This is a genomic window from Burkholderia sp. LAS2 (genome assembly GCF_018417615.1).
In the GTDB taxonomy this organism is placed as follows: domain Bacteria; phylum Pseudomonadota; class Gammaproteobacteria; order Burkholderiales; family Burkholderiaceae; genus Burkholderia; species Burkholderia sola.
In genome coordinates this window covers 889,588-908,164 of sequence record NZ_CP071054.1, presented here as the reverse complement: position 1 = coordinate 908,164, position 18,577 = coordinate 889,588, and the positions used below count along the sequence as shown (strand labels likewise).

16 protein-coding genes and 1 pseudogene are annotated in these 18,577 nt (G+C 67.9%); 10 read left to right on the top strand and 7 right to left on the bottom strand.

Going from position 1 to position 18,577, the window contains the following annotated elements:
* Positions 1 to 121 precede the first annotated feature (121 nt).
* Positions 122 to 400 carry a DUF4148 domain-containing protein gene (locus JYG37_RS33225; protein ID WP_124595513.1) on the top strand — a complete coding sequence of 93 codons (279 nt, stop codon included), beginning with the start codon at positions 122 to 124 and terminating at the stop codon, positions 398 to 400.
* Positions 401 to 593: 193 nt separating this feature from the next.
* Here the strand turns inward: JYG37_RS33225 and JYG37_RS33220 are convergent, their stop codons facing one another.
* The 3 genes from JYG37_RS33220 to JYG37_RS33210 all read right to left on the bottom strand — a co-directional run bounded on the left by JYG37_RS33220 (position 594) and on the right by JYG37_RS33210 (position 3,500).
* Entirely contained in the window at positions 594 to 1,736 is a 1,143-nt protein-coding gene (locus JYG37_RS33220) for an FAD binding domain-containing protein (protein WP_124714888.1), read from the bottom strand.
* A 41-nt stretch (positions 1,737 to 1,777) separates the two neighbouring features.
* Positions 1,778 to 2,653 (bottom strand): alpha/beta fold hydrolase, encoded by an 876-nt coding sequence (locus tag JYG37_RS33215; protein ID WP_213346761.1) that lies wholly within the window; start codon positions 2,651 to 2,653, stop codon positions 1,778 to 1,780.
* A gap of 127 nt (positions 2,654 to 2,780) precedes the next feature.
* Positions 2,781 to 3,500, bottom strand: a complete 720-nt coding sequence (locus tag JYG37_RS33210; protein WP_050017621.1) for a TetR/AcrR family transcriptional regulator — start codon at positions 3,498 to 3,500, stop codon at positions 2,781 to 2,783.
* Positions 3,501 to 3,738: 238 nt separating this feature from the next.
* On the opposite strand from JYG37_RS33210, the gene JYG37_RS33205 reads away from it, so the two are divergent.
* Together JYG37_RS33205 and JYG37_RS33200 are read left to right on the top strand one after the other, a co-directional pair.
* Positions 3,739 to 3,975, top strand: a complete 237-nt coding sequence (locus tag JYG37_RS33205) for a DUF1427 family protein (RefSeq protein WP_089490279.1) — start codon at positions 3,739 to 3,741, stop codon at positions 3,973 to 3,975.
* A complete protein-coding gene (locus JYG37_RS33200) occupies positions 3,957 to 4,694 on the top strand; it encodes a YoaK family protein (protein ID WP_050017619.1) in 738 nt (245 codons plus the stop codon). The genes JYG37_RS33205 and JYG37_RS33200 overlap by 19 nt, the downstream gene beginning before the upstream one ends.
* Before the next feature lie 159 nt (positions 4,695 to 4,853).
* Here the strand turns inward: JYG37_RS33200 and JYG37_RS33195 are convergent, their stop codons facing one another.
* Positions 4,854 to 5,762 carry a LysR family transcriptional regulator gene (locus JYG37_RS33195; RefSeq protein ID WP_050017618.1) on the bottom strand — a complete coding sequence of 303 codons (909 nt, stop codon included), beginning with the start codon at positions 5,760 to 5,762 and terminating at the stop codon, positions 4,854 to 4,856.
* Positions 5,763 to 5,869: 107 nt separating this feature from the next.
* Positions 5,870 to 6,148, bottom strand: a complete 279-nt coding sequence (locus JYG37_RS33190) for a XapX domain-containing protein (protein WP_050017616.1) — start codon at positions 6,146 to 6,148, stop codon at positions 5,870 to 5,872.
* A 298-nt stretch (positions 6,149 to 6,446) separates the two neighbouring features.
* On the opposite strand from JYG37_RS33190, the gene JYG37_RS33185 reads away from it, so the two are divergent.
* From JYG37_RS33185 to JYG37_RS33165, 5 genes and pseudogenes are all read left to right on the top strand, one after another.
* Entirely contained in the window at positions 6,447 to 7,133 is a 687-nt protein-coding gene (locus JYG37_RS33185) for a hydrolase (RefSeq protein ID WP_034175518.1), read from the top strand.
* Between the two features lie 168 nt (positions 7,134 to 7,301).
* A complete protein-coding gene (locus JYG37_RS33180; RefSeq protein ID WP_014725963.1) occupies positions 7,302 to 7,469 on the top strand; it encodes a DUF1427 family protein in 168 nt (55 codons plus the stop codon).
* 19 nt (positions 7,470 to 7,488) lie between these two features.
* Entirely contained in the window at positions 7,489 to 9,381 is a 1,893-nt protein-coding gene (locus tag JYG37_RS33175) for an amidohydrolase (RefSeq protein ID WP_089490281.1), read from the top strand.
* A gap of 172 nt (positions 9,382 to 9,553) precedes the next feature.
* Entirely contained in the window at positions 9,554 to 10,507 is a 954-nt protein-coding gene (locus tag JYG37_RS33170; RefSeq protein ID WP_060734298.1) for a VOC family protein, read from the top strand.
* Positions 10,508 to 10,521: 14 nt separating this feature from the next.
* Positions 10,522 to 11,983, top strand: a pseudogene (locus JYG37_RS33165) (alginate export family protein).
* A 28-nt stretch (positions 11,984 to 12,011) separates the two neighbouring features.
* Here JYG37_RS33165 and JYG37_RS33160 read toward each other — a convergent pair.
* On the bottom strand, positions 12,012 to 12,917 hold the full coding sequence (locus JYG37_RS33160; protein WP_050018288.1) for a LysR family transcriptional regulator: 906 nt from the start codon (positions 12,915 to 12,917) through the stop codon (positions 12,012 to 12,014).
* 503 nt (positions 12,918 to 13,420) lie between these two features.
* Between JYG37_RS33160 and JYG37_RS33155 the strand changes: the two genes are divergently transcribed.
* Entirely contained in the window at positions 13,421 to 14,467 is a 1,047-nt protein-coding gene (locus tag JYG37_RS33155; RefSeq protein ID WP_213346759.1) for an MBL fold metallo-hydrolase, read from the top strand.
* Between the two features lie 302 nt (positions 14,468 to 14,769).
* Here JYG37_RS33155 and JYG37_RS33150 read toward each other — a convergent pair whose 3' ends face one another.
* Positions 14,770 to 15,741: a LysR family transcriptional regulator gene (locus JYG37_RS33150; RefSeq protein WP_050014118.1), complete on the bottom strand. Its 972-nt coding sequence runs from the start codon at positions 15,739 to 15,741 to the stop codon at positions 14,770 to 14,772.
* A 270-nt stretch (positions 15,742 to 16,011) separates the two neighbouring features.
* Here JYG37_RS33150 and JYG37_RS33145 point away from each other — a divergent pair, with 270 nt between their 5' ends.
* Positions 16,012 to 18,573 (top strand): ATP-binding protein, encoded by a 2,562-nt coding sequence (locus tag JYG37_RS33145; RefSeq protein ID WP_213346756.1) that lies wholly within the window; start codon positions 16,012 to 16,014, stop codon positions 18,571 to 18,573.
* The last annotated feature ends 4 nt before the right edge of the window (positions 18,574 to 18,577 follow it).

The window sequence follows — 18,577 nt, the reverse complement described above, 5'->3', positions numbered from 1 at the left end:
CCTCACCTTCCGGACAGCGCGCGAATCGCAGAATGGACACCACTCCTCATCGCATCGATGCGGAGCGGATGTCCGGCCTGATCGGCGGACGCGAACACGCTATCTTTGAGAGGTGAAGGTCATGAACAAGCTGATTCGTGCAGTCCTGATTTCCTGTGCGCTGAGCGCACCGGTCGCCGCTTTTGCGCAAACCGCCGACCATCCGGTCACGCGCGCCGACGTGCGCGCCGACCTGGTTCGGGCCGAGCGCGACGGCACGGTGCCGACGTCGAACTGGGACTATCCGCCGAGCACGCAGACGATCGCGCGCAATCGCGAGCTGTATGCGATCGCGCATGGCGACAGCCACACGGCAATGGCCATGACGTCGGCCGCCGTGTCGACCGCGAGCGCGCAATGAAGCGGGCCGCCATATCGATACGCGTGACGGGGCTGGCGATCGCCGCGTGGCTTGCGGCGGCCGCGGCCCCGGCTTTCGCGCGCGGGCAGCCGCAACTGCCCGATGACGACGGCGGGCGCGCCGGCGTGCTGCGCGCGTTGAACCCCGACTTCGATCCGCACCGCGCGGCACTCGACCTCCGGCCGGCGAGCCGTCACGCCGCGCCCATCAGCCGCGCGCCGAGCGCGATCCCGCGCGCGGACAACAGCGCGCTGGCCGCCCGCTGACGGGCGTCCCAGCCCGCCAGCGCGGCGTCGAACGCGACGCCGCGTGCGACGTCGCGCAACGCTTCGGCGAGATCGACCGCGTTGTCCGCCGCTTTCGCGACGCCCCCCGCGGTGTGCGGGCGCACGATGCACGCGGCGTCGCCGAGCAGCACCGCGCGGCCGAACGCCATGCGTGCGGCCGCGAGATCGACGATCGCCTGCGCGAACGGCGCGGCGGTCGCATCGACGAGCGCGGCGAGTGTCGGCGCGAGCATCCGGTCGGCGGCGTCGACGAGTTCCGCGCGGTTGTCGTCGCGCATCGCGCCGGGCGGCAGCGATCCGTCGCGCTGCGTGCCGTCGCGTGCGAGGAACAGCGACGGCAGCCGGTCGGACGCGAGCCGCCGGTACCACACCCAGTTCACGCGCCGCCCGCCCGGTTCGGTCGCGCCGTCGGCGCCGGGCACCAGATAGGTGAGGAACAGGTGCCGGTCGCCTTGCTGGAACGTGAAGCGTTCGCGCAGCATGACCAGCACCTGCTCGGGCAGCGCGCGTTCGTCGACGAGCCCGCGCCACGCGACATAACCCGCATACGCCGGCTGCACGTCCGGCAGCAACTGCGCGCGCACCGTCGAGCGGCCGCCGTCCGCGCCGATCAGCAGGTCGGCCGTCTCGACGCGGCCGCTCGCGAAATGCGCGACGATCCGCTCGCCGTCCTGCTCGAACCGCTCGAATGCGTCGCCCGCGTGGATGATTTCGGCCGGCAGCGCACGCCTCAGCGCCGTGTAGATCACGTTCCATCCCGTCTGCGTCTGCGGCATCGCGAAGCGCTGCACGATCCGGTCCTGCGCGTCGACGTAGATCCGGTCGACCGAATCGACGCCCGCGTCGCGCGGTAGCGCCACGCCGCCGAACGCGAATGCGCGCTCGATCGGCGGCTGCAGCACGATGCCGCCGCCGCGGCTGTCGAGTGCGTGCGGCGATTGCTCGAAGACGCGGACGTCCCAGCCGGCCGCGCGCAGCGCGGTCGCCGCGAACAGCCCGCCGACCGATCCGCCGGCGATGACGGCCTTGCGGCCCGATCCGTGTTCCATCCGATGTTCCCTCGATGATGCCGCGTGCGGCGAACGGCGCGTCAGCCGCCCCAGCCGCGCAGGAAATCGAGCAGCAGCGCGTTCACGCGCTCGGGCTGCTCCTCGTGCGGCAGATGTCCGCACTGCGTGATCGGCTCGGCACGCAGGTGGGTTGCCATGCTTTCCCACACGGTCTTCATGTCGAACATCTTGCCGACCGCGTAGAAATCCTCGCCCCAGATCGCCATGGTCGGGCACGCGATCCTGATATCCGCATCGACGAGGTCCTGCCGTACGTCTTCCGCGTTCGCGCGATAGTCCGCCAGCGCGCCGCGCACGGCGCCCGGACGCCGATACGCGCGCACGTACGTGTCGAACGCATCGCCCGAGATCGCGTGCGGGTTGTAGCACCAGTCGGCGAAAAAATAGCCGAGCCATTCGGCTTCCTTGCCGGCGATCAGCGCCTCCGGCAGGTCGGGCACCTGGTGGAACAGGAAAAACCAGTACGCGCGGGCCGTTTGCGCGGTCATGTTCTGCGCGACGATGCGCGTCGGCACGTTGTCCATCACGACGAGCCGGTCGACACGTTCGGGGAAGTCCTTCGCGAAACGCGTCGCGACGCGTGCGCCGCGGTCGTGCCCGACGAGCGCGATGCGCCCGATGCCGAGCGCATCGAGCAGCGCGGCGACGTCGCGCGCCATGTTGCGCTTGTCGTAGCCGGCTGCGGGCTTGTCGGTTTCGCCGTAGCCGCGCAGGTCGGGCACGATCACGCGATAGTGCCGTGCCAGCGCCGGAATCTGGAAGCGCCACGCGAAGCTCGTTTCGGGGAAGCCGTGCAGCAGCACGACGACGGGCCCCGCGCCGGCCTCGATGACGTGCTGGCGGATGCCGTTCGCCGTAACGGTGTGGTGGGTCGGTGCAAGCGTGTCGGTCGTCATGGGAAATCCCGGTTGTGCGGGCGGTGCGCGATACGGCACGCGTCCGATGCTGTCCGAGGATAGGGCAGGTGACGTGCGTCGCGGCTGAATCGTTCTGAACCGGCCTGAGCGCCATGCCACGCCGGCATCACTTGCGGCGGGGGCGCTTGCCGGATGCGTCGGACGCCACACGCTGCAGCGCGGCCGGCGTGCCGTTCAGGAACGCGTCGATCTGCCGTTCGATTTCCGCGTCGAGATCGTCGGGCACCGGCAACCCGTATACCCACTTGCGCACGCCGAGATAGAAGATGCTCGCGTGCAGGCTCCACACCAGTTCGATTTCCGCGTTGCGCTGCGCTTCCGACGCCGGTGTCGCGATGTCGTACGCGTGCCGCAGCTCGCGCAGCACCGGCAGGAACACGCGTTCGCGCAGCCGCGACAGATAGCGCGTATTGAAGCCCTCGCGGCTGAGCCCGGCGAAGATGAACGTGCGGATCCATTCGCGCCGCAGGATCGTCTGCGCGTACGACCGGTAGAACGCGACGAGCCGCTGCTGGAGCGGAACCGAGCGGTCGGCGATCAGCTTTTCCCACTCGGGGTCCCACGTGTAGACCTCGTCGTATACGCGATCGATCAGCGCTTCCTTGCTCGGGAAATACCGGTAGAGCAGCGGCTGGGTCACGCCGATCTGCCGCGCGAGCTCGCGCGTGCTGCCGGAAAAACCGTGGGTCGCGAAGTGTTCGACCGCCTTTTCGACGATCTGTCGTTCGCGTGCTTCCGGCGTGAGGCGGCGGCCCGATGTGCCGGCGGTGTCGTCGGCGGTCGTCCTGCGCGCACGGGGCGCTGCATTGCGCTTGGTCTCGGTCATGCGTCGGCTCCTGAATGGGCCATTCTGCACTTATCGATCGAAAAATAGCAAGGCGCGCCCCGGCGAGGGCCGCGCGGCAGGCCGCGAAGGCGGGCGTCGTGCCGCGCGCGGTTCGGCGGTTTCAGAAAATTTCAGGTCGCCGCCATGACTTTCAGGCCCGCATTCCCTACGCTTGCTCCCGAACCGCTGCACGAGGCCGAAGCCCTTCGGCCGGCCCGCGGCGCAACCGGAACGGACCATGGCTTACCTGATCTCGCCGGGAGCCGGCATCGCAGTCGGCTTCCTGCCCCCCCTCGTGCGCGTGCAGTCGCCCGCGCGGCCGCTGACCGCGCCAGCGGGCCTGCTCGGCCTCGTCTTCCGCGAGCATGCGATTCCGCTCGTGCAGGCGCAATGGCGCGTGCTCGCCGCGCGGGTCCGCGATACGGACACCTTCGATAGAACCACGGAAGCCACGACATGCAGCCCGCGCAAGTAACGGCAGCGGGCGCGGCGGCCCCCGATCACCTGCGCGGCGAGGATGTGTTCCTCGCCTCGATCGCCGGCTATGTCGACACGCTCGGCTTCGTCGCGCTGTTCGGGCTCTTTACCGCGCACGTCACCGGCAACTTCATCCTCATCGGCTCGGGCCTCGCCGGTGTCGGCCAGGGCCTGATGATCAAGTGGCTCGCGTTTCCGGCCTTCATTGCGGGCATCGTGGCCGCCCGCCTGCTCGATCACCGGATGCGCGTGCGCGGGCATGGCCCGCGGGCGTGCTCGCTGTATGCACTGCAGACGATCCTGCTGGCCGGCTTCATGCTCGCGGGCGTCGCGGCGTCGCCGATCGGCAGCGCCGATGCGCCCGCGACGATCGTCTGCGGGCTGCTCGGTGCGGCGGCAATGGGCGTGCAGAACGCGCACGGCCGGCTGACCGCGCGCACCGTCGTCGCGAATACCGTGATGACCGGCAACGTCACGCAGGCGGTCATCGATGCATTCGACTGGCTCGTGCCGATCGCCGCGCCGGCCGAACGGGAAGCCGCACGCGCGCGGCTGCGACGTACGCTGCCGCCGGTTGTCGGTTTCGCGATCGGCGCGGGCGCCGGCGCGACCGCGTACCTGTACGCCGGGTTCTGGGCCCTGGCGCTGCCGCTTGCGGCGCTCGGTTTCCTCACCTGGCGATCCGGCCGCGCCGGCGAGCCGTCCGCGTCGCGCTGAACGCCGATTCCGCACGCGGCGTCGGCTGCGTGCGCCACCGGCGCGGCGGCGAAGCCGCCCTGCGTTTCTTCATTTCATTCAACGCTGACTTCGAGAACCGCTTGATTGATGCAGGTCGGCAAGCGCGAGACCGCTCGACCGTTCGCGGAAAGCGCAACGTCACGCGCGCGCGGTGAACCGGTCGACGAGGTCGTGGTGACCGAGCTGTTCGACCCACCAGCGTAGCGCGCGTCCGGCTTCGTCGGCGCGCCATGCGATATAGCAATGGGTCGTGTCGCGCATGCCGGTGACTTCCCGCGCGACGAGCCTGCCTTGCGCGATCGCGGGCGCCGCGATGCAGTCCGGGAGGGTACCCACCGCGAGTCCTTCGCATTGCGCGGCCAGTTTCGCGGCGAGCGTCGGCACCGCGAGATACGGTTGGCCGGCGTCAAGCGCGACGGGCTGCGGCTGAAGTTCGCGGGACGTATCGGAGATCACCGCGCTGCGATACTCGACGATCGCCGCCATCGACAGCGGTTCGGGCAGCGCCGCGAGCGGATGGGTAGGGGCGACCGCGAACACGTGCCGGAGCGTGCCGATGGGCTGCGCGACGATGTCCGGCAGTTCCGGAGGCTCGCCCGCCGCGCCGACGATCAGGTCGGCCCGCCGCGAAATCAGCGCATCCCAGGTGCCGCCGAGCACTTCGGTGGAGAAGCGCAGTCGCGTGTCCATTTCAAGATCGTAGAACGCGTGAACGTATGGCCACATCATGTCGAACGGCAGTATCTCGGCGATGCAGACGCGGACCTCGGTTTCCCAACCTTGCTGCGCGCGCTGGGCCTTCCGTTCGAGCTGTTCGGCGGCATGAAGGAGACGGCGACCTTCCTCGACGACGACGCGGCCCGCATGCGTGAGCTTCGCACGACGCCCGCTGCGATCGAACAACGCGACGCCGAGATCGCTCTCGAGCTTCTGTACGACGTATGTCAGCGCGGACGGCACGCGGTGCACCAGCTCTGCCGCGTCGGCAAACGTACCGGTGCGGTCGATCGCGTCCAGTGCCTCGAGTGCTTCGAAAGACAGCTTCATGGCGAGTTTCTACGGCAAGGGCATCAGGCGATGTCGCGCCGTCGGGCGACGTTGATTCCAATACGGTTCACAACGGGCCGCCGCCGCATTCGCTCGACGTCCGCCTGTCACGTCGGTGTCGATTCGCTGCGCTTCACGGCAGCGTCGGCGTGTGCGCCGGGCAGCGCGCCGAACATGTGCTGGTTGCACTTCGCGTCGCGCCACGCGGTTCCCAGTCGGATCCCGTCGAACATCCGTCGCACCACGGGAAGGATCTGTTCGCCGGCCAGAATGCCGAGCAGGCCCGCCAGGGCGACGGCGGGCGGCGCCGGCGATTGCACGCCGATCAGCGCGTAAACGACGCCGGCGAGGATGCCGGCGAGAAGTGAAGCAATGTACGGTTTCATGGGTCTGGAATGGAATGACGGCCGTTTAAAAATACGGATGAATACCGGGCTGGCGTCGATCCGAAAGTCTTGGGCCAGCCTATCAGGTCTGCGCGTTCGTCGTCAGCGCATTCAATGAAATTCAGATCTTTTCAGTCTGAATTCAGCGCGTGGCGAGAATCAGAACAATTAACTGGTGCGGTCGCGCATTCGCGTATTGAATGACGCAGGCCGGTTGCCGGCACCGCGCATTGGACGCTTCGCGGATTCGTCGGCCAGGCGAGTCTCATCTTTCTCCGCGTCAAAGGACATCACCATCATGAGCAACCCCAAGCTTGAAGTACTTACCCCGCACAACAGCCAGCTGATCTTCATCGACCAGCAGCCGCAAATGGCGTTCGGCGTGCAGTCGATCGATCGCCAGACGCTGAAGAACAACGTCGTCGGCCTCGCGAAGGCCGCGAAGGTCTTCAACATCCCGACCACGATCACGACGGTCGAAAGCGAGAGCTTCTCGGGCCACACGTATCCCGAACTGCTCGACGTGTTCCCGAACCAGAAGACGCTCGAACGCACGTCGATGAATTCGTGGGACGACCAGAAGGTGCGCGACGCGCTCGCCGCGAACGGCCGCAAGAAGGTGGTCGTGTCGGGCCTGTGGACCGAAGTCTGCAACACGACGTTCGCGCTGTGCGCGATGCTCGAAGGCGACTACGAGATCTACATGGTCGCCGACGCATCGGGCGGCACGACGCAGGCTGCGCACGATATCGCGATGCAGCGCATGGTGCAGGCCGGCGTGGTGCCGGTCACGTGGCAGCAGGTGCTGCTCGAATGGCAGCGCGACTGGGCGCGCCGCGAGACGTACGACGCGGTGATGGCGATCGCGAAGGAGCATTCGGGCGCATACGGGATGGGCGTGGACTACGCGTACACGATGCTCCACAAGGCACCGCAGCGCACCGCGACGCCGCACGAGTCGATTGCGCCGGTTCCGGCGAAGTAAGTGAAGACGGCCGGTAACGGCTGATGCCGGTGCGGCCGGTTCGACGCGAACGCGCCGCATGGGCTTCATTGCCGCGGGCGGCGGACGTGACCGAAACACGAATGCCGCCCGCGGCATGCGGGTCGAAACACTGCGCCTGCATTTGAAATTGTCCGGGAGATTTATCGCATGGAACCTTATCTGGTTTCCCTTGGTGCGGGCCTGCTGATCGGTGTGATTTACAGCGCCATCAAGGTTCGCTCTCCCGCACCGCCGCTGATTGCGCTGGTCGGGTTGCTTGGCATGCTGATCGGCGTGCAAGCCCTACCCACCGTCAAACAACTCTTTGGCTTCTGATCAACAAGAGGTGATGCATATGACCGCAACCGTGACCCAACCGGATCTGATCCTGCACAACGGACGATTCACGACGCTCGACCGCGCGAACCCCGTCGCGACGGCCGTCGCGATTGCCGCCGGGCGCTTCGTCGCGGTCGGCAGCGAAGCGGACGTGATGCCGCTCGCGGGCCGCGCGACGAAGGTGGTCGATCTCGGCGGCCGCGGCGTGCTGCCGGGTCTGATCGACAACCACTGCCACGTGATTCGTGGCGGACTGAACTACAACATGGAACTGCGTTGGGACGGCGTGCCGTCGCTTGCGCTCGCGATGGAGATGCTCAAGCAGCAGGTCGCGATCACGCCCGCGCCGCAGTGGGTGCGCGTGGTCGGCGGCTTCACCGAACACCAGTTCGTGGAGAAGCGGCTGCCGACGATCGACGAACTCAATGCGGTCGCGCCTGATACGCCCGTGTTCATCCTGCATTTGTACGATCGCGCGTTGCTGAACGCGGCCGCGCTGCGTGTCGTCGGCTACACGAAGGACACGCCGGAGCCGCCGGGCGGCACGATCCTGCGCGATGCCGCCGGCAACCCGACCGGCCTGCTGCTCGCGAACCCGAACGCGACGATCCTCTACGCGACGCTCGCGAAGGGGCCGAAGCTGCCGTTCGAGTATCAGTACAACTCGACGCGCCATTTCATGCGAGAGCTGAACCGGCTCGGCGTGACGGGCGTGATCGACGCGGGCGGCGGGTCGCAGAATTACCCCGACGATTACGAAGTGATCCGCAAGCTGCACGACGCGGGCGAGATGACGATCCGGATCGCGTACAACCTGTTCACGCAGAAGCCGAACGCGGAGAAGGAAGACTTCGTGAACTGGACGAAGAGCGTCAAGTATCACGACGGCACCGACTACTTCCGCAACAACGGCGCCGGCGAGATGCTGGCGTTTTCCGCGGCCGACTTCGAGGATTTTCGCGTCGCGCGTCCGGACCTGCCCGCGCAGATGGAGGACGATCTCGAAGGCGTCGTGCGCGTGCTCGCGGAAAACCGCTGGCCGTGGCGCATGCACGCGACCTATGACGAAACGATCAGCCGCGCGCTCGACGTGTTCGAGAAGGTCAACGAGGACATTCCGCTCGAAGGGCTGAACTGGTTCTTCGATCACGCGGAAACGATCACCGAGCAATCGATGGACCGGATCGCCGCGCTCGGCGGCGGGATCGCGGTGCAGCACCGGATGGCGTACCAGGGCGAATACTTCGTCGAGCGCTACGGCGCGCAAGCCGCGGAGGCGACGCCGCCGGTCGCGAAGATGCTCGCGAAGGGGCTCAAGGTGTCGGCCGGCACGGACGCGACGCGCGTCGCGTCGTACAACCCGTGGGTATCGCTTTCGTGGCTCGTGACGGGCAAGACGGTCGGCGGCATGCGCATGTATCCGCAGCGTAACCTGCTCGATCGCGAAACCGCGCTGCGGATGTGGACCGAGTATGTGACGTGGTTCTCGAACGAGGAAGGCAAGAAAGGCCGGATCGCGGTGGGTCAGCTTGCCGACCTGGTGGTCCCCGATCGCGATTTCTTCGGGTGCGCGGAGGACGATATCGCCGCCACGACCGCATTGCTGACGGTGGTCGACGGGAAGATCGTGTGGGGCGCGGGGCCGTTCGCGTCGCACGACGCGCCGATTCCGCCGGCGATGCCGGACTGGTCGCCGGTGCGCGAGTTCGGCGGCTATGGCGGCTGGGGCGCGACGCAACGCAACGGCGCGCCGCTGCAACGCGCGGCAGCGGCCGCAGCGATGTGCGGCTGCGCGAACGAATGCAACCTTCACCAGCATGCGCACGCGAGCGCATGGGCGAGCACGTTGCCGACGTCGGATGCGAAGGGCTTCTGGGGCGCGTTCGGGTGTTCGTGCTGGGCGATCTGATATCGCGTGCATACCGCTTTCAACTCCCCGGCATGGGTCCGCGCGCTGCCGCTCGCGGTGCGCGTGTTTCTCGCCTGTCGTCCGGGCCGCCCGGATGAGCGGCCTGCATCCCGCTGAATCAGAATCCGCGCGCGGCGCCCCCCCGCGCGCGTCAACATCACGGAGAAAACCAATGAGTTCATTCAACCTGCGCAACCTGCTGCGCATGACCGCCGCGTCGTCGGCCGTGCTCGCCGCGCTGCTGGTCGGCGCGCCGGCATTCGCCGACGAAACCCACCTCGACGACATCGCGTCGCCGGCCGCCGCCGCGCGCTCCCCCGCGATCGCGGTCGGCCCGCAGTACGACACGACCCACGTGTGCGTCGCGCCGGAAGACTTCGATCGCTTCACCGACAGCTTCGTCGCGACGTTCGGCGGCAAGAAGTCGAAGCAGGGCGTGTTCCAGGTCACGCCGACGCCGAGCCAGACGATGTCGCAGCTCGTGCTGACGCCGGTCGGCACGATCTCGGTATTCGGCTTCAAGACGCCGATCCCGTATCCGTTCTGCGAGGAACGCACCGGCTATCTCGTCACCGACATGGACGTCGCGGTGAAGTCGGCGCGTGCGCATGGCGCGGACATCGTCGTGACGACGTTCCCCGACCCGATCGGCCGCGACGCGATCGTCCGGTGGCCGGGCGGCGTGAACATGCAGCTGTACTGGCACACGCAGGCGCCGAACTACGACCCGCTGCAGACGGTGCCGGAGAACCGCGTGTACGTATCGCCGGAAAGCGCGAGCAAGCTCGCACGCAACTTCGCCGCGTTCTCGCACGGCAAGATCGTGTCCGACGTGCGCCATGCGCCGGGCATCGAGATCGGCCGGCCGAACGATACGTACCGCCGCATTCGCATCGAGTCGGGCTTCGGCAAGATGACCGTGCTCGCGACCGACGGCCACCTGCCTTACCCGTTCGGGCGGGAAATGACGGGCTATGAAGTCGCCGATCTCGCCGCGACGCTGAAGCAGGCCGAAGCCGCGGGCGTGACCGTGCTGGTGCCGCCGTTCAAGTCGGACGGTCGCGACGCGGCGCTCGTGCAGTTCCCGGGCGGCTACGTCGCCGAAATCCACGCGCGGTCGAAATGACGGTGCGCCGGCCGATGAAGCGATCGTGGCGCGGCGCGCTGCCGTGCGTCGTGCTGGCTGGGCGGCGCCGCGTTGCACGCGGGATCGGCCGTCGGCGCCGATGCCGATGTGGCGGCGGCCGGCGCGGCCGCGTCGCCGGCCGCCGCCGCCGCGGCGTGCACCGCGAAGCGCCCGACGGTGTCGTTCAACCGCTGGCAGGAAGACTGGTCGGTGCTCGCGAATCCGTGCGTGCCGCGCAAGCCGTTCGACGCGCTGAAATACATACGGCTCGGCGACGATCCGTCGACCTACCTGTCGCTCGGCGCGAACCTGCGCGAGCGCTTCGAACTGAACAACGCGCCGCTGTTCGGCCTCGGCGCCGCGCACGACGACAACTACGTGATCCAGCGCGCGAACGTGCATGCCGATCTGCGCTATCGCGGGCACTTCCAGGCGTTCGTGCAGTTCGTCGATGCGCGGCCGTTCGGCAAGGACACGGTCGGCCCGGTCGACAAGGATCAGCTCGATATCGAGCAGGCGTTCGTCGCGTACGTCGATCAACTGGGGCCCGGCACGTTCAAGACGCGGATCGGCCGGCAGGAGATGGCGTTCGACTTGCAGCGTTTCGTGTCGGTGCGCGACGGCCCGAACGTGCGGCAGGCGTACGACGGACTGTGGACCGATTACGAAATCGGCAAATGGCGCTTGATCGGCTATGTGACGCGCCCGGTGCAGTATCGCAATGCGGCCGTGTTCGACGACGTGTCGAACCGGCACCTGCGATTCGACGGCGTGCGCGTCGAGCGCACCGCGACGGGGCCCGGCGATCTGTCCGCGTACTGGTCGCGCTATACGCGCGACAACGCGCGCTATCCGGATGCATCCGGCACCGAGCGGCGCGACGTGTTCGACATGCGCTACGCGGGCAAGACCGACGGGTTCGACTGGGACGTCGAGGCGATGCTGCAGACCGGCCACGTCGGGCAGGATACGGTCGGCGCGTGGGCGTTCGGCGCGCTGGGCGGCTACACGTTCGCGAAGACGGCCGGCACGCCGCGCGTCGGCATCCAGGTCGACGGCGCGTCGGGCGACGCGCATCCGGGCGACCGGCGCGTCGGCACGTTCAACCCGATGTTTCCGAACGGCTATTACTTCACGCTCGCCGGCTACACCGGATACAGCAACCTGATCCACGTGAAGCCGTCGCTGACGTTCAAGCCGGCCAGCTCGGTGACGGTGCTCACCGCCGTCGGCTTCCAGTGGCGGCAGACGACCGCCGACGCGATCTACGGTCAGGGGATGTCGGCGGTGCCGGGCACGGCCGGCAAGGGCAGTGCGTGGACGGGGATGTACGCGCAGGCGCGCGTCGACTGGCTCGTGAACGCGAACGTCGCGCTCGCGCTCGAGGCCGTGCACTTCCAGCTTGGCTCGTCGATTCGCGCGCTCGGTGCGCGCAATGCCGACTATCTCGGGATGGAAGCGAAGTTCGGCTGGTGACGCGTCGTGTCGCTCCGCGCCGCACGTGTCAGCGCTGCGCGCGGGCGAGCGATTCGACGAAATCGATGAACGCGGTCACGCGCTTCGAGCCGCGCTGGTTCGGCAGGTACAGCGCGGTGATCACCGCGCGCGCCGAGCCCGGCGTCACGTCGTACTGATCGAACAGCCGCTGCAGGCGGCCCGCTTCGATGTCCGCGTCGACGAGCCAGTCGGGCAGCAGCGCGATACCGGCGCCGTCGAGCGCGGCCTCGCGCAGCACCTCGCTGTGATTCGATTTCAGCCGGCCGGTGACGACGACCTGCGTCGTGCGTTGCGCGCCGGCGAACGTCCACGTCTGCTGGTCGACGCCGAAATGAAAGCGCAGGCACGCGTGATCGACCAGTTCGCCCGGCGTCGCGGGCGTGCCGTGCGCGTCGAGGTACGCGCGGCTCGCGACCACGTAGCGCCGGAACGTGCCGAGCGGCCGCGCGACGACTTCCGCGGTCGGGGCCGCGTCGCCGAGCCGGATCGCGACGTCGATCCGCGCGGACACGAGATCGACGCGTTCGTCGGTCAGTTGCAGGTCGAGGTCGAGCTTCGGATGGCGCGCGACGAACGCGGCGACGTGCGGCGCGATGCGTCGCAGCCCGTACGCGACCGGGACCGACACGCGCAGCGGCCCGGACGGCGCGTCGCCGCGGTCGGCCACCAGCGCGTCGGCATCGGCGAGTTCGCCGAGCACGCGTTTCGCTCGCGCATAGTAGACGGCGCCCGCGTCGGACAGCGTGACCTGCCGCGTCGTGCGGTTCAGCAGCACGGTGCCGAGCGATGCCTCGAGCGCGTCCACTGCGCGCACGACGGACGAAGCGGCGAGATCGAGCCGGCGCCCCGCGCTCGAGAAGCCGCCGGCTTCCGCTACTTCGACGAATGCGCGCAGCGCGGAGAATTTGTCCATGGGGTTGCTAGGGCCTGTTCACGCTAATAACGGGCTTGCGCTGGCCCCCGGAAGGGCCGAGCGCAAGGATTGCGACGAAGCGGATACTCGACGTATTCGCGAGGAGCATGACGCGGCGATCGGCCCTTCCGGGGGCAGCCCCACGAATGCATTTTTCCAAACAGGGGAACGCGCCTTTCCGCCCACATTGCGGCGTCGTGCGTCGCTTGTTTGGCACGGCCAAACGGCGCTCCTTACTCCTTGCACTGCGGGCGGAAAGGCACGTTCGCAAGCCCGTTATTAGCGTGAACAGGCCCTTGTGCGGGTCGTAACGTCGCGTAGCATGCGGTTCGCATTCTAGCGCCGGCCGGTGCGGCGGCCGCGCGCGCGTGCCGCGTCTTCAGGACAATTCAGGCGACGCTCAGGATTTTCGCCACGACGCCCGATAAGCTGCGCGACATTGCGTGTTGCACGGGTCGGTCCGTTCGTGACCGGGCGCGCGCACGGTTCGTCGCGGAGATCGCATGAAGACCCTGTTCCGGCACGCGTGCGTTGCGCATGCAGCCCGTTTGCTGATCGTGGCCGGGTGCGCGGGCCTGTCGGCGCCTGGGGCGTTCGCGCAGGCCGGCGTGCAGCCCGACGCCCACGCCAATGCGCAAACCGAAACGCAATCCGCAGCGCTGGCCCCTGGCGCGGGCCAGCAGCCTCCCGGCTTCTACCGGCAGAAGATCGGCGATTTCACGGTGATCGCGCTGTCCGACGGCACTCATCCGTTTCCGGTCGACACGGTGTTTCGCGACATCTCGAAGCACGAGATCCGGCGCGACCTCGACCGCGCGTTCCTGGAGCCGCCCGTGCAGGGGTCGATCAACGCGTTCCTGGTCGATACCGGATCGAAGCGGATCCTCGTCGATGCGGGCGCCGGCACGCTGTACGGCGACTGCTGCGGCAAGCTGATCGACGACCTGCGCGCGGCCGGCTACGCGCCCGCGCAGATCGACGAAGTGCTGCTCACGCACCTGCACAAGGACCATGTCGGCGGGATCGCGTCGAATGGCGCGATGACGTTTCCGAATGCCGTCGTGCGCGTGAACGCCGTCGAGGCCGCGTACTGGCTCGATCCCGCCAACAAGGTGCAGGCGCCGGCGTTCCTCGCGTCGTTTTTCGACGCGGCCGCCGCGGCGGTCGCCCCTTACGTCGCGGCCGGCCGCTTCAAGACGTTTCGCGGCGAAGCGACGCTCGCGCCCGGCATTCGCGCGGTGCCGATGCCCGGCCATACGCCGGGGCATACGGCTTATCTGATCGAGAGCGGCAATGCGGGCCTGCTCGCATGGGGCGACATCGTGCACGTGGCGGCGATCCAGTTGCGCGACGTCGACGCGACGGTCCAGTACGACAGCGATGCCGGCGCCGCCCGCCGTACGCGGCGGGACACGCTGAAGCGCATCGCCGATCGACGCTATCTCGTCGGCGCCGCGCATATCGCGTTTCCGGGGCTTGGCCACCTGCGCCGCGAGGGTGCGCAATACGACTGGGTGCCGGTCAACTACGACGCGACGCCGGTGCGGTGACGGCCCGGCGTCCTTCGTCATCGCACACGAAGTGCCGTCACACCGCTTCTCCGACGGGCCGGCTACAGCGGAGAGGCCACCTCCGTGGCGGCATGCGCATGCTGCGGCATTCTGGAGGACGACGCGCCACGATGCGAATCGCTCAGGCGCGTTGCGTGTCCCGGTCCGGCGTCGACGCAAGCCACGACCGTCCGGTTCTGGATCGCGAGTCCGAGATACCGCGACGACACATCCAGCAGACATCCAGCAAAATCGACCATCATTTCGTCGTTCCCCCTGCATTCGTATCAGCAAAATCGTCATCAAGCTGCGCACGGCGTGAGCGTCGCCTGCGTCGCTGCCATCCGGGCCATGTTCGGTACAGCGGCCATTGCGCCGATCTCCTCGCGCTGCTCGCCGAAGGCGTCGAGCAAATACTCGGTCAATTTGCGTACCCGCGCGGGGAGATTGCGTCTGGACCGGTAAACGAGACAGGCTTCCAGTGGCGCCACCTGCCACGCATCGAGCACACGCACGAGTTCGCCGCGATTGAGCGCCGCTCGTGCGAGCGGGTCGGGCAGGATGGCTAGCCCCTCGCCGTCGACGGCCGCCGCGAGAAGCGCATGAGGGCAATTCGTGCGCAGCGCCGCGCGCGCGGCAAGCGTCACACTGTCCCCGGATGCTGCATGGCTGACCGTCCACACCGAATGCTGTGCGCCCGTCGCGAGGCAAGCTTCGGCAGGCACATCGAGCGGGTGAGCGAGATCGTTGGTCCGTTCGAGCCACGCAGGACTCGCATAGAGCCCGAGCGGCACGGCCGCGAGCGATCGCGCGATGCACGACGACGGCGCCGAACGACCGACGACGATCGCGAGGTCGGCAAGATCGCCGAGCGTGTCGGCCAGGTGATCGACGCGCCGCACGTCGACCCGTACTTTCGGCCAGGCGCGCATGAAGCGGACCAGGACGGAAGTGAGGCGGGCGGTATCGAAGATTGCCGGCACCTCGATGCGGACGTTACCCGCGCAATCGCCGGCTTCGTCGCTGCCGGTACGCGCGAGGTCTTCATAGGAGGACAGGACGCCCGTGACGCGCTCGAGCACCGCATGGCCCGCCGTGGTCAACGCGACGCGGCGCGTGGTCCGGTTGAAGAGCTGCACGCCGAGCATCGTTTCGAGATCCTGCACCGCGCGGCTCACCGACGGTACGCCAAGATTGGTGGCGTCCGCTGCCCGCGTGAAACTGCCGTGGTCCGCCACTGCCTTGAATACCTCCAGTGCTTTCAGACGCTCCATATCGACCTCCGATCATTGATTGGCTTGCATGGAGCCATATTGGCGGGCAGACGCGCATCGGGCCAGTTACGACTTGTTAAGCGTTGCTAAGTCGGCGCCCGGATCCGTGCCAATCGTCGTCGGCTGCGACAAAGCGGTTTTTTTTAAGATCTTTTAAGGGCGCGTACTGAGCTTTTGAGTAATGATTGGCTGTTTTTGCGTCAGTGTGCGCGCCCAGCGCACCGTATTGGTCGACACGGCCGACCCTCAACCCGCGCGACGACGCTCTCGATGACCGCTCCTTACAGCCTCGCGTTCGGCCCCTTTACGCTGCAATTCCCGCAACGAATCCTGCTCAAGGACGGGACGCCGCTGAAAATCGGCAGCCGCGCGCTCGACATTCTCGTCGTACTCGTCGAGCAGGCAGGCGTGCTGGTCTCGACGCGCAATCTGTGCGACAGCGTCTGGGTGGACAACGTCGTCGAGGAAGGCGCGCTGCGCGTGCATCTGTCGGCGTTGCGCAAGGTGCTCGGTGACGGACCGGACGGCGCGCGTTACATCGTCAACGAACCCGGACGCGGCTATCGTTTCGCGGCGCCCGTTACCCGTGCCGACGCAGTGGACCCTGCCGCACCACGGCCCCATACGCACGCCGCCCAGCCTTCCAACGGGTCCGAAAGCGGTTCACGCGGTCTGCCGGTCACGCTCGCTCGCGTGATAGGCCGCGAGGACGTCATCGCAGGTCTGACCGACCACTTGCCCGAGCGACGCTTGCTCACCATCGCCGGCCCGGGAGGCATGGGCAAGACGACGGTAGCCGTGGCCATCGCGCATCGCTTCGCCCAGCGCACCGGCATGCGCGCCGTGTTCGTCAATTTCGCGCCGGTTTCCGCGGCCGCGAGCGCGGCCAGTACGATCGCCTCGGCGCTCGGCATGGCCGTCTCCAGCGGCGATCCGGTACCCGATCTCATCCAGGCGCTCGGGGCGTCGCCGGTGCTGCTGGTGCTGGACAACTGCGAGCATCTGATCGATGCCGTTGCCGTGCTCGCCGAGCAACTGCTGCAAGGCGCGTCGGGCGTGCATCTGCTGGTCACGAGCCGCGAGCCGCTGCGCGCGGAAGGCGAATCCGTCCATCGCCTCGCCGCGTTGCCGTCGCCCGAAACGGTCGCAGGCGTGAGCCTCCACGATGCCGTGCAGTTCCCGGCGATCGCGCTGTTTCAAGACCGTGCGCGCGCCGCCAATGACCGGTTCGCGTTGAGCGACGCGAATCTGGCCCCCGTGATCGATATTTGCCGACGGCTCGACGGCATCCCGCTCGCGATCGAGTTTGCGGCGGCGCGCGTCGGCCTGATGGACGTGCATTCGATTGCAGCGCGGCTCGACGACCGTTTCGCGCTGCTCACGCAGGGCCGCCGCACGGCGCTTCCGCGCCAGCAGACGCTGCGCGCGACGCTCGACTGGAGCTATGAATTGCTCCGGCCGGAGGAGCGCCAGGTGCTGCGCCGCCTCTCGGTCATGCGGGCCGCGTTCGGCATGGATGCCGCGGCGGCTGTCGCGGCCGGTGGCGACGTCGATGAACTCGCCGCCTTCGACGCCGTCACCGGCCTGATCGCCAAGTCGCTGATCGCCTGCGCGATCGACGATCCGGACCATCCGTATCGACTGCTCGACACGACGCGCCATTACGCATATATGCGACTTGAAGAGGCGGACGAACTCGACGACGCGCGCCGCCGCCATGCGCTGTACTGCTGCGCGATCTTTGCCGACCCCGTGGCGGCGTGGGAAGGCAAGGCGCCGCGCCAGTGGCTTGCGATTCACAGCCAGCGAATCGACGACGTGCGAGCCGCGTTCGATTGGGCGGCCGCGCAGGATCGCGAGCCGCAGCTCGCGATCGACCTGCTGATCGCGACGGCGCCGCTGTGGTTTCATCTTTCGCTCCCTCACGAGTTCCTCCGGATGGCCGAGCGCGCGATCGCCGCGGCGGAAAACTCGGATCTGGCGGGCAAGGCGCAGCATATCGAGCTGCTCGCCGCGTACGGTCACGCGCTGTGGCACACGCGTGGGCCGACGGCGGCGATGGCGAACGCATTCGACGCCGCACAGGCCGCCGCGCAGCGCCTCGGCGACGACCGGCTCGCATTGCGCATGCGGTGGGGCGTGTGGGCGCATCGCACGCTCGCGGGCGCGTACACGGAAAGCCTCGAACATGCGCGTGCGTTTCGCGCTGCCGCCGCACGGACGGGTGATTTTTCGACGACGCAAACCGCCGACCGGATGTGTGCGCTGTCACATCACTTCCTCGGGGACCACGATATCGCGCGCGCGTTGATCGAAGCGGTGATGGCGCGCGACAAGGATCCGGTGCGCGCGACGCACGCGAATCACGCGCAGGTCGACGCGCATATCGCTGCGATTTCCATTCTGATGCGCATTCTGTGGCTGCAGGGCGAGACCGACGCGGCGATGGCGCTCGCGCGCGACTGCGCGACGGAGGCGCTCGCGATCGATCACGATCTGACCGTCTGTTATGGGCTCGCGATCGGCTCGATCGCCGTCGCGACATGGGAAGGCGAAGTGGCGCTCGCGCGCGAATGGACCGCGCGGCTTCGCGAGCGCACGCGCCGGCGCGGTCTCGCGTATTGGGACAAATGGGGCGAGGGCTTCGAGGCCATTCACGAAGGCAGACCTGTCACGCCGGCAGGCGCCACCCCGATGCAACTCGAAGTGTTCGCGCGCGCCGGCGACGCAGCGAGCGCACACGCATTGATCGAAGCGGGACGGGCGGACACGCCGTCGTGGTTGCAGGGGCATTTGCAGGAGGCCGCGGCAACGCGCGGTGTGCGGACCTGAAGCG

Bases quoted from the DNA above. Each gene is read 5' to 3' on its own strand.
- JYG37_RS33170 (WP_060734298.1), top strand. From the start codon at position 9,554: ATGAGTTCATTCAACCTGCGCAACCTGCTGCGCATGACCGCCGCGTCG.
- JYG37_RS33205 (WP_089490279.1), top strand. From the start codon at position 3,739: ATGGCTTACCTGATCTCGCCGGGAGCCGGCATCGCAGTCGGCTTCCTG.
- JYG37_RS33150 (WP_050014118.1), bottom strand. From the start codon at position 15,741: ATGGAGCGTCTGAAAGCACTGGAGGTATTCAAGGCAGTGGCGGACCAC.
- JYG37_RS33180 (WP_014725963.1), top strand. From the start codon at position 7,302: ATGGAACCTTATCTGGTTTCCCTTGGTGCGGGCCTGCTGATCGGTGTG.
- JYG37_RS33160 (WP_050018288.1), bottom strand. From the start codon at position 12,917: ATGGACAAATTCTCCGCGCTGCGCGCATTCGTCGAAGTAGCGGAAGCC.
- JYG37_RS33190 (WP_050017616.1), bottom strand. From the start codon at position 6,148: ATGAAACCGTACATTGCTTCACTTCTCGCCGGCATCCTCGCCGGCGTC.
- JYG37_RS33145 (WP_213346756.1), top strand. From the start codon at position 16,012: ATGACCGCTCCTTACAGCCTCGCGTTCGGCCCCTTTACGCTGCAATTC.
- JYG37_RS33195 (WP_050017618.1), bottom strand. From the start codon at position 5,762: ATGAAGCTGTCTTTCGAAGCACTCGAGGCACTGGACGCGATCGACCGC.
- JYG37_RS33175 (WP_089490281.1), top strand. From the start codon at position 7,489: ATGACCGCAACCGTGACCCAACCGGATCTGATCCTGCACAACGGACGA.
- JYG37_RS33200 (WP_050017619.1), top strand. From the start codon at position 3,957: ATGCAGCCCGCGCAAGTAACGGCAGCGGGCGCGGCGGCCCCCGATCAC.
- JYG37_RS33225 (WP_124595513.1), top strand. From the start codon at position 122: ATGAACAAGCTGATTCGTGCAGTCCTGATTTCCTGTGCGCTGAGCGCA.
- JYG37_RS33210 (WP_050017621.1), bottom strand. From the start codon at position 3,500: ATGACCGAGACCAAGCGCAATGCAGCGCCCCGTGCGCGCAGGACGACC.
- JYG37_RS33220 (WP_124714888.1), bottom strand. From the start codon at position 1,736: ATGGAACACGGATCGGGCCGCAAGGCCGTCATCGCCGGCGGATCGGTC.
- JYG37_RS33215 (WP_213346761.1), bottom strand. From the start codon at position 2,653: ATGACGACCGACACGCTTGCACCGACCCACCACACCGTTACGGCGAAC.
- JYG37_RS33155 (WP_213346759.1), top strand. From the start codon at position 13,421: ATGAAGACCCTGTTCCGGCACGCGTGCGTTGCGCATGCAGCCCGTTTG.
- JYG37_RS33185 (WP_034175518.1), top strand. From the start codon at position 6,447: ATGAGCAACCCCAAGCTTGAAGTACTTACCCCGCACAACAGCCAGCTG.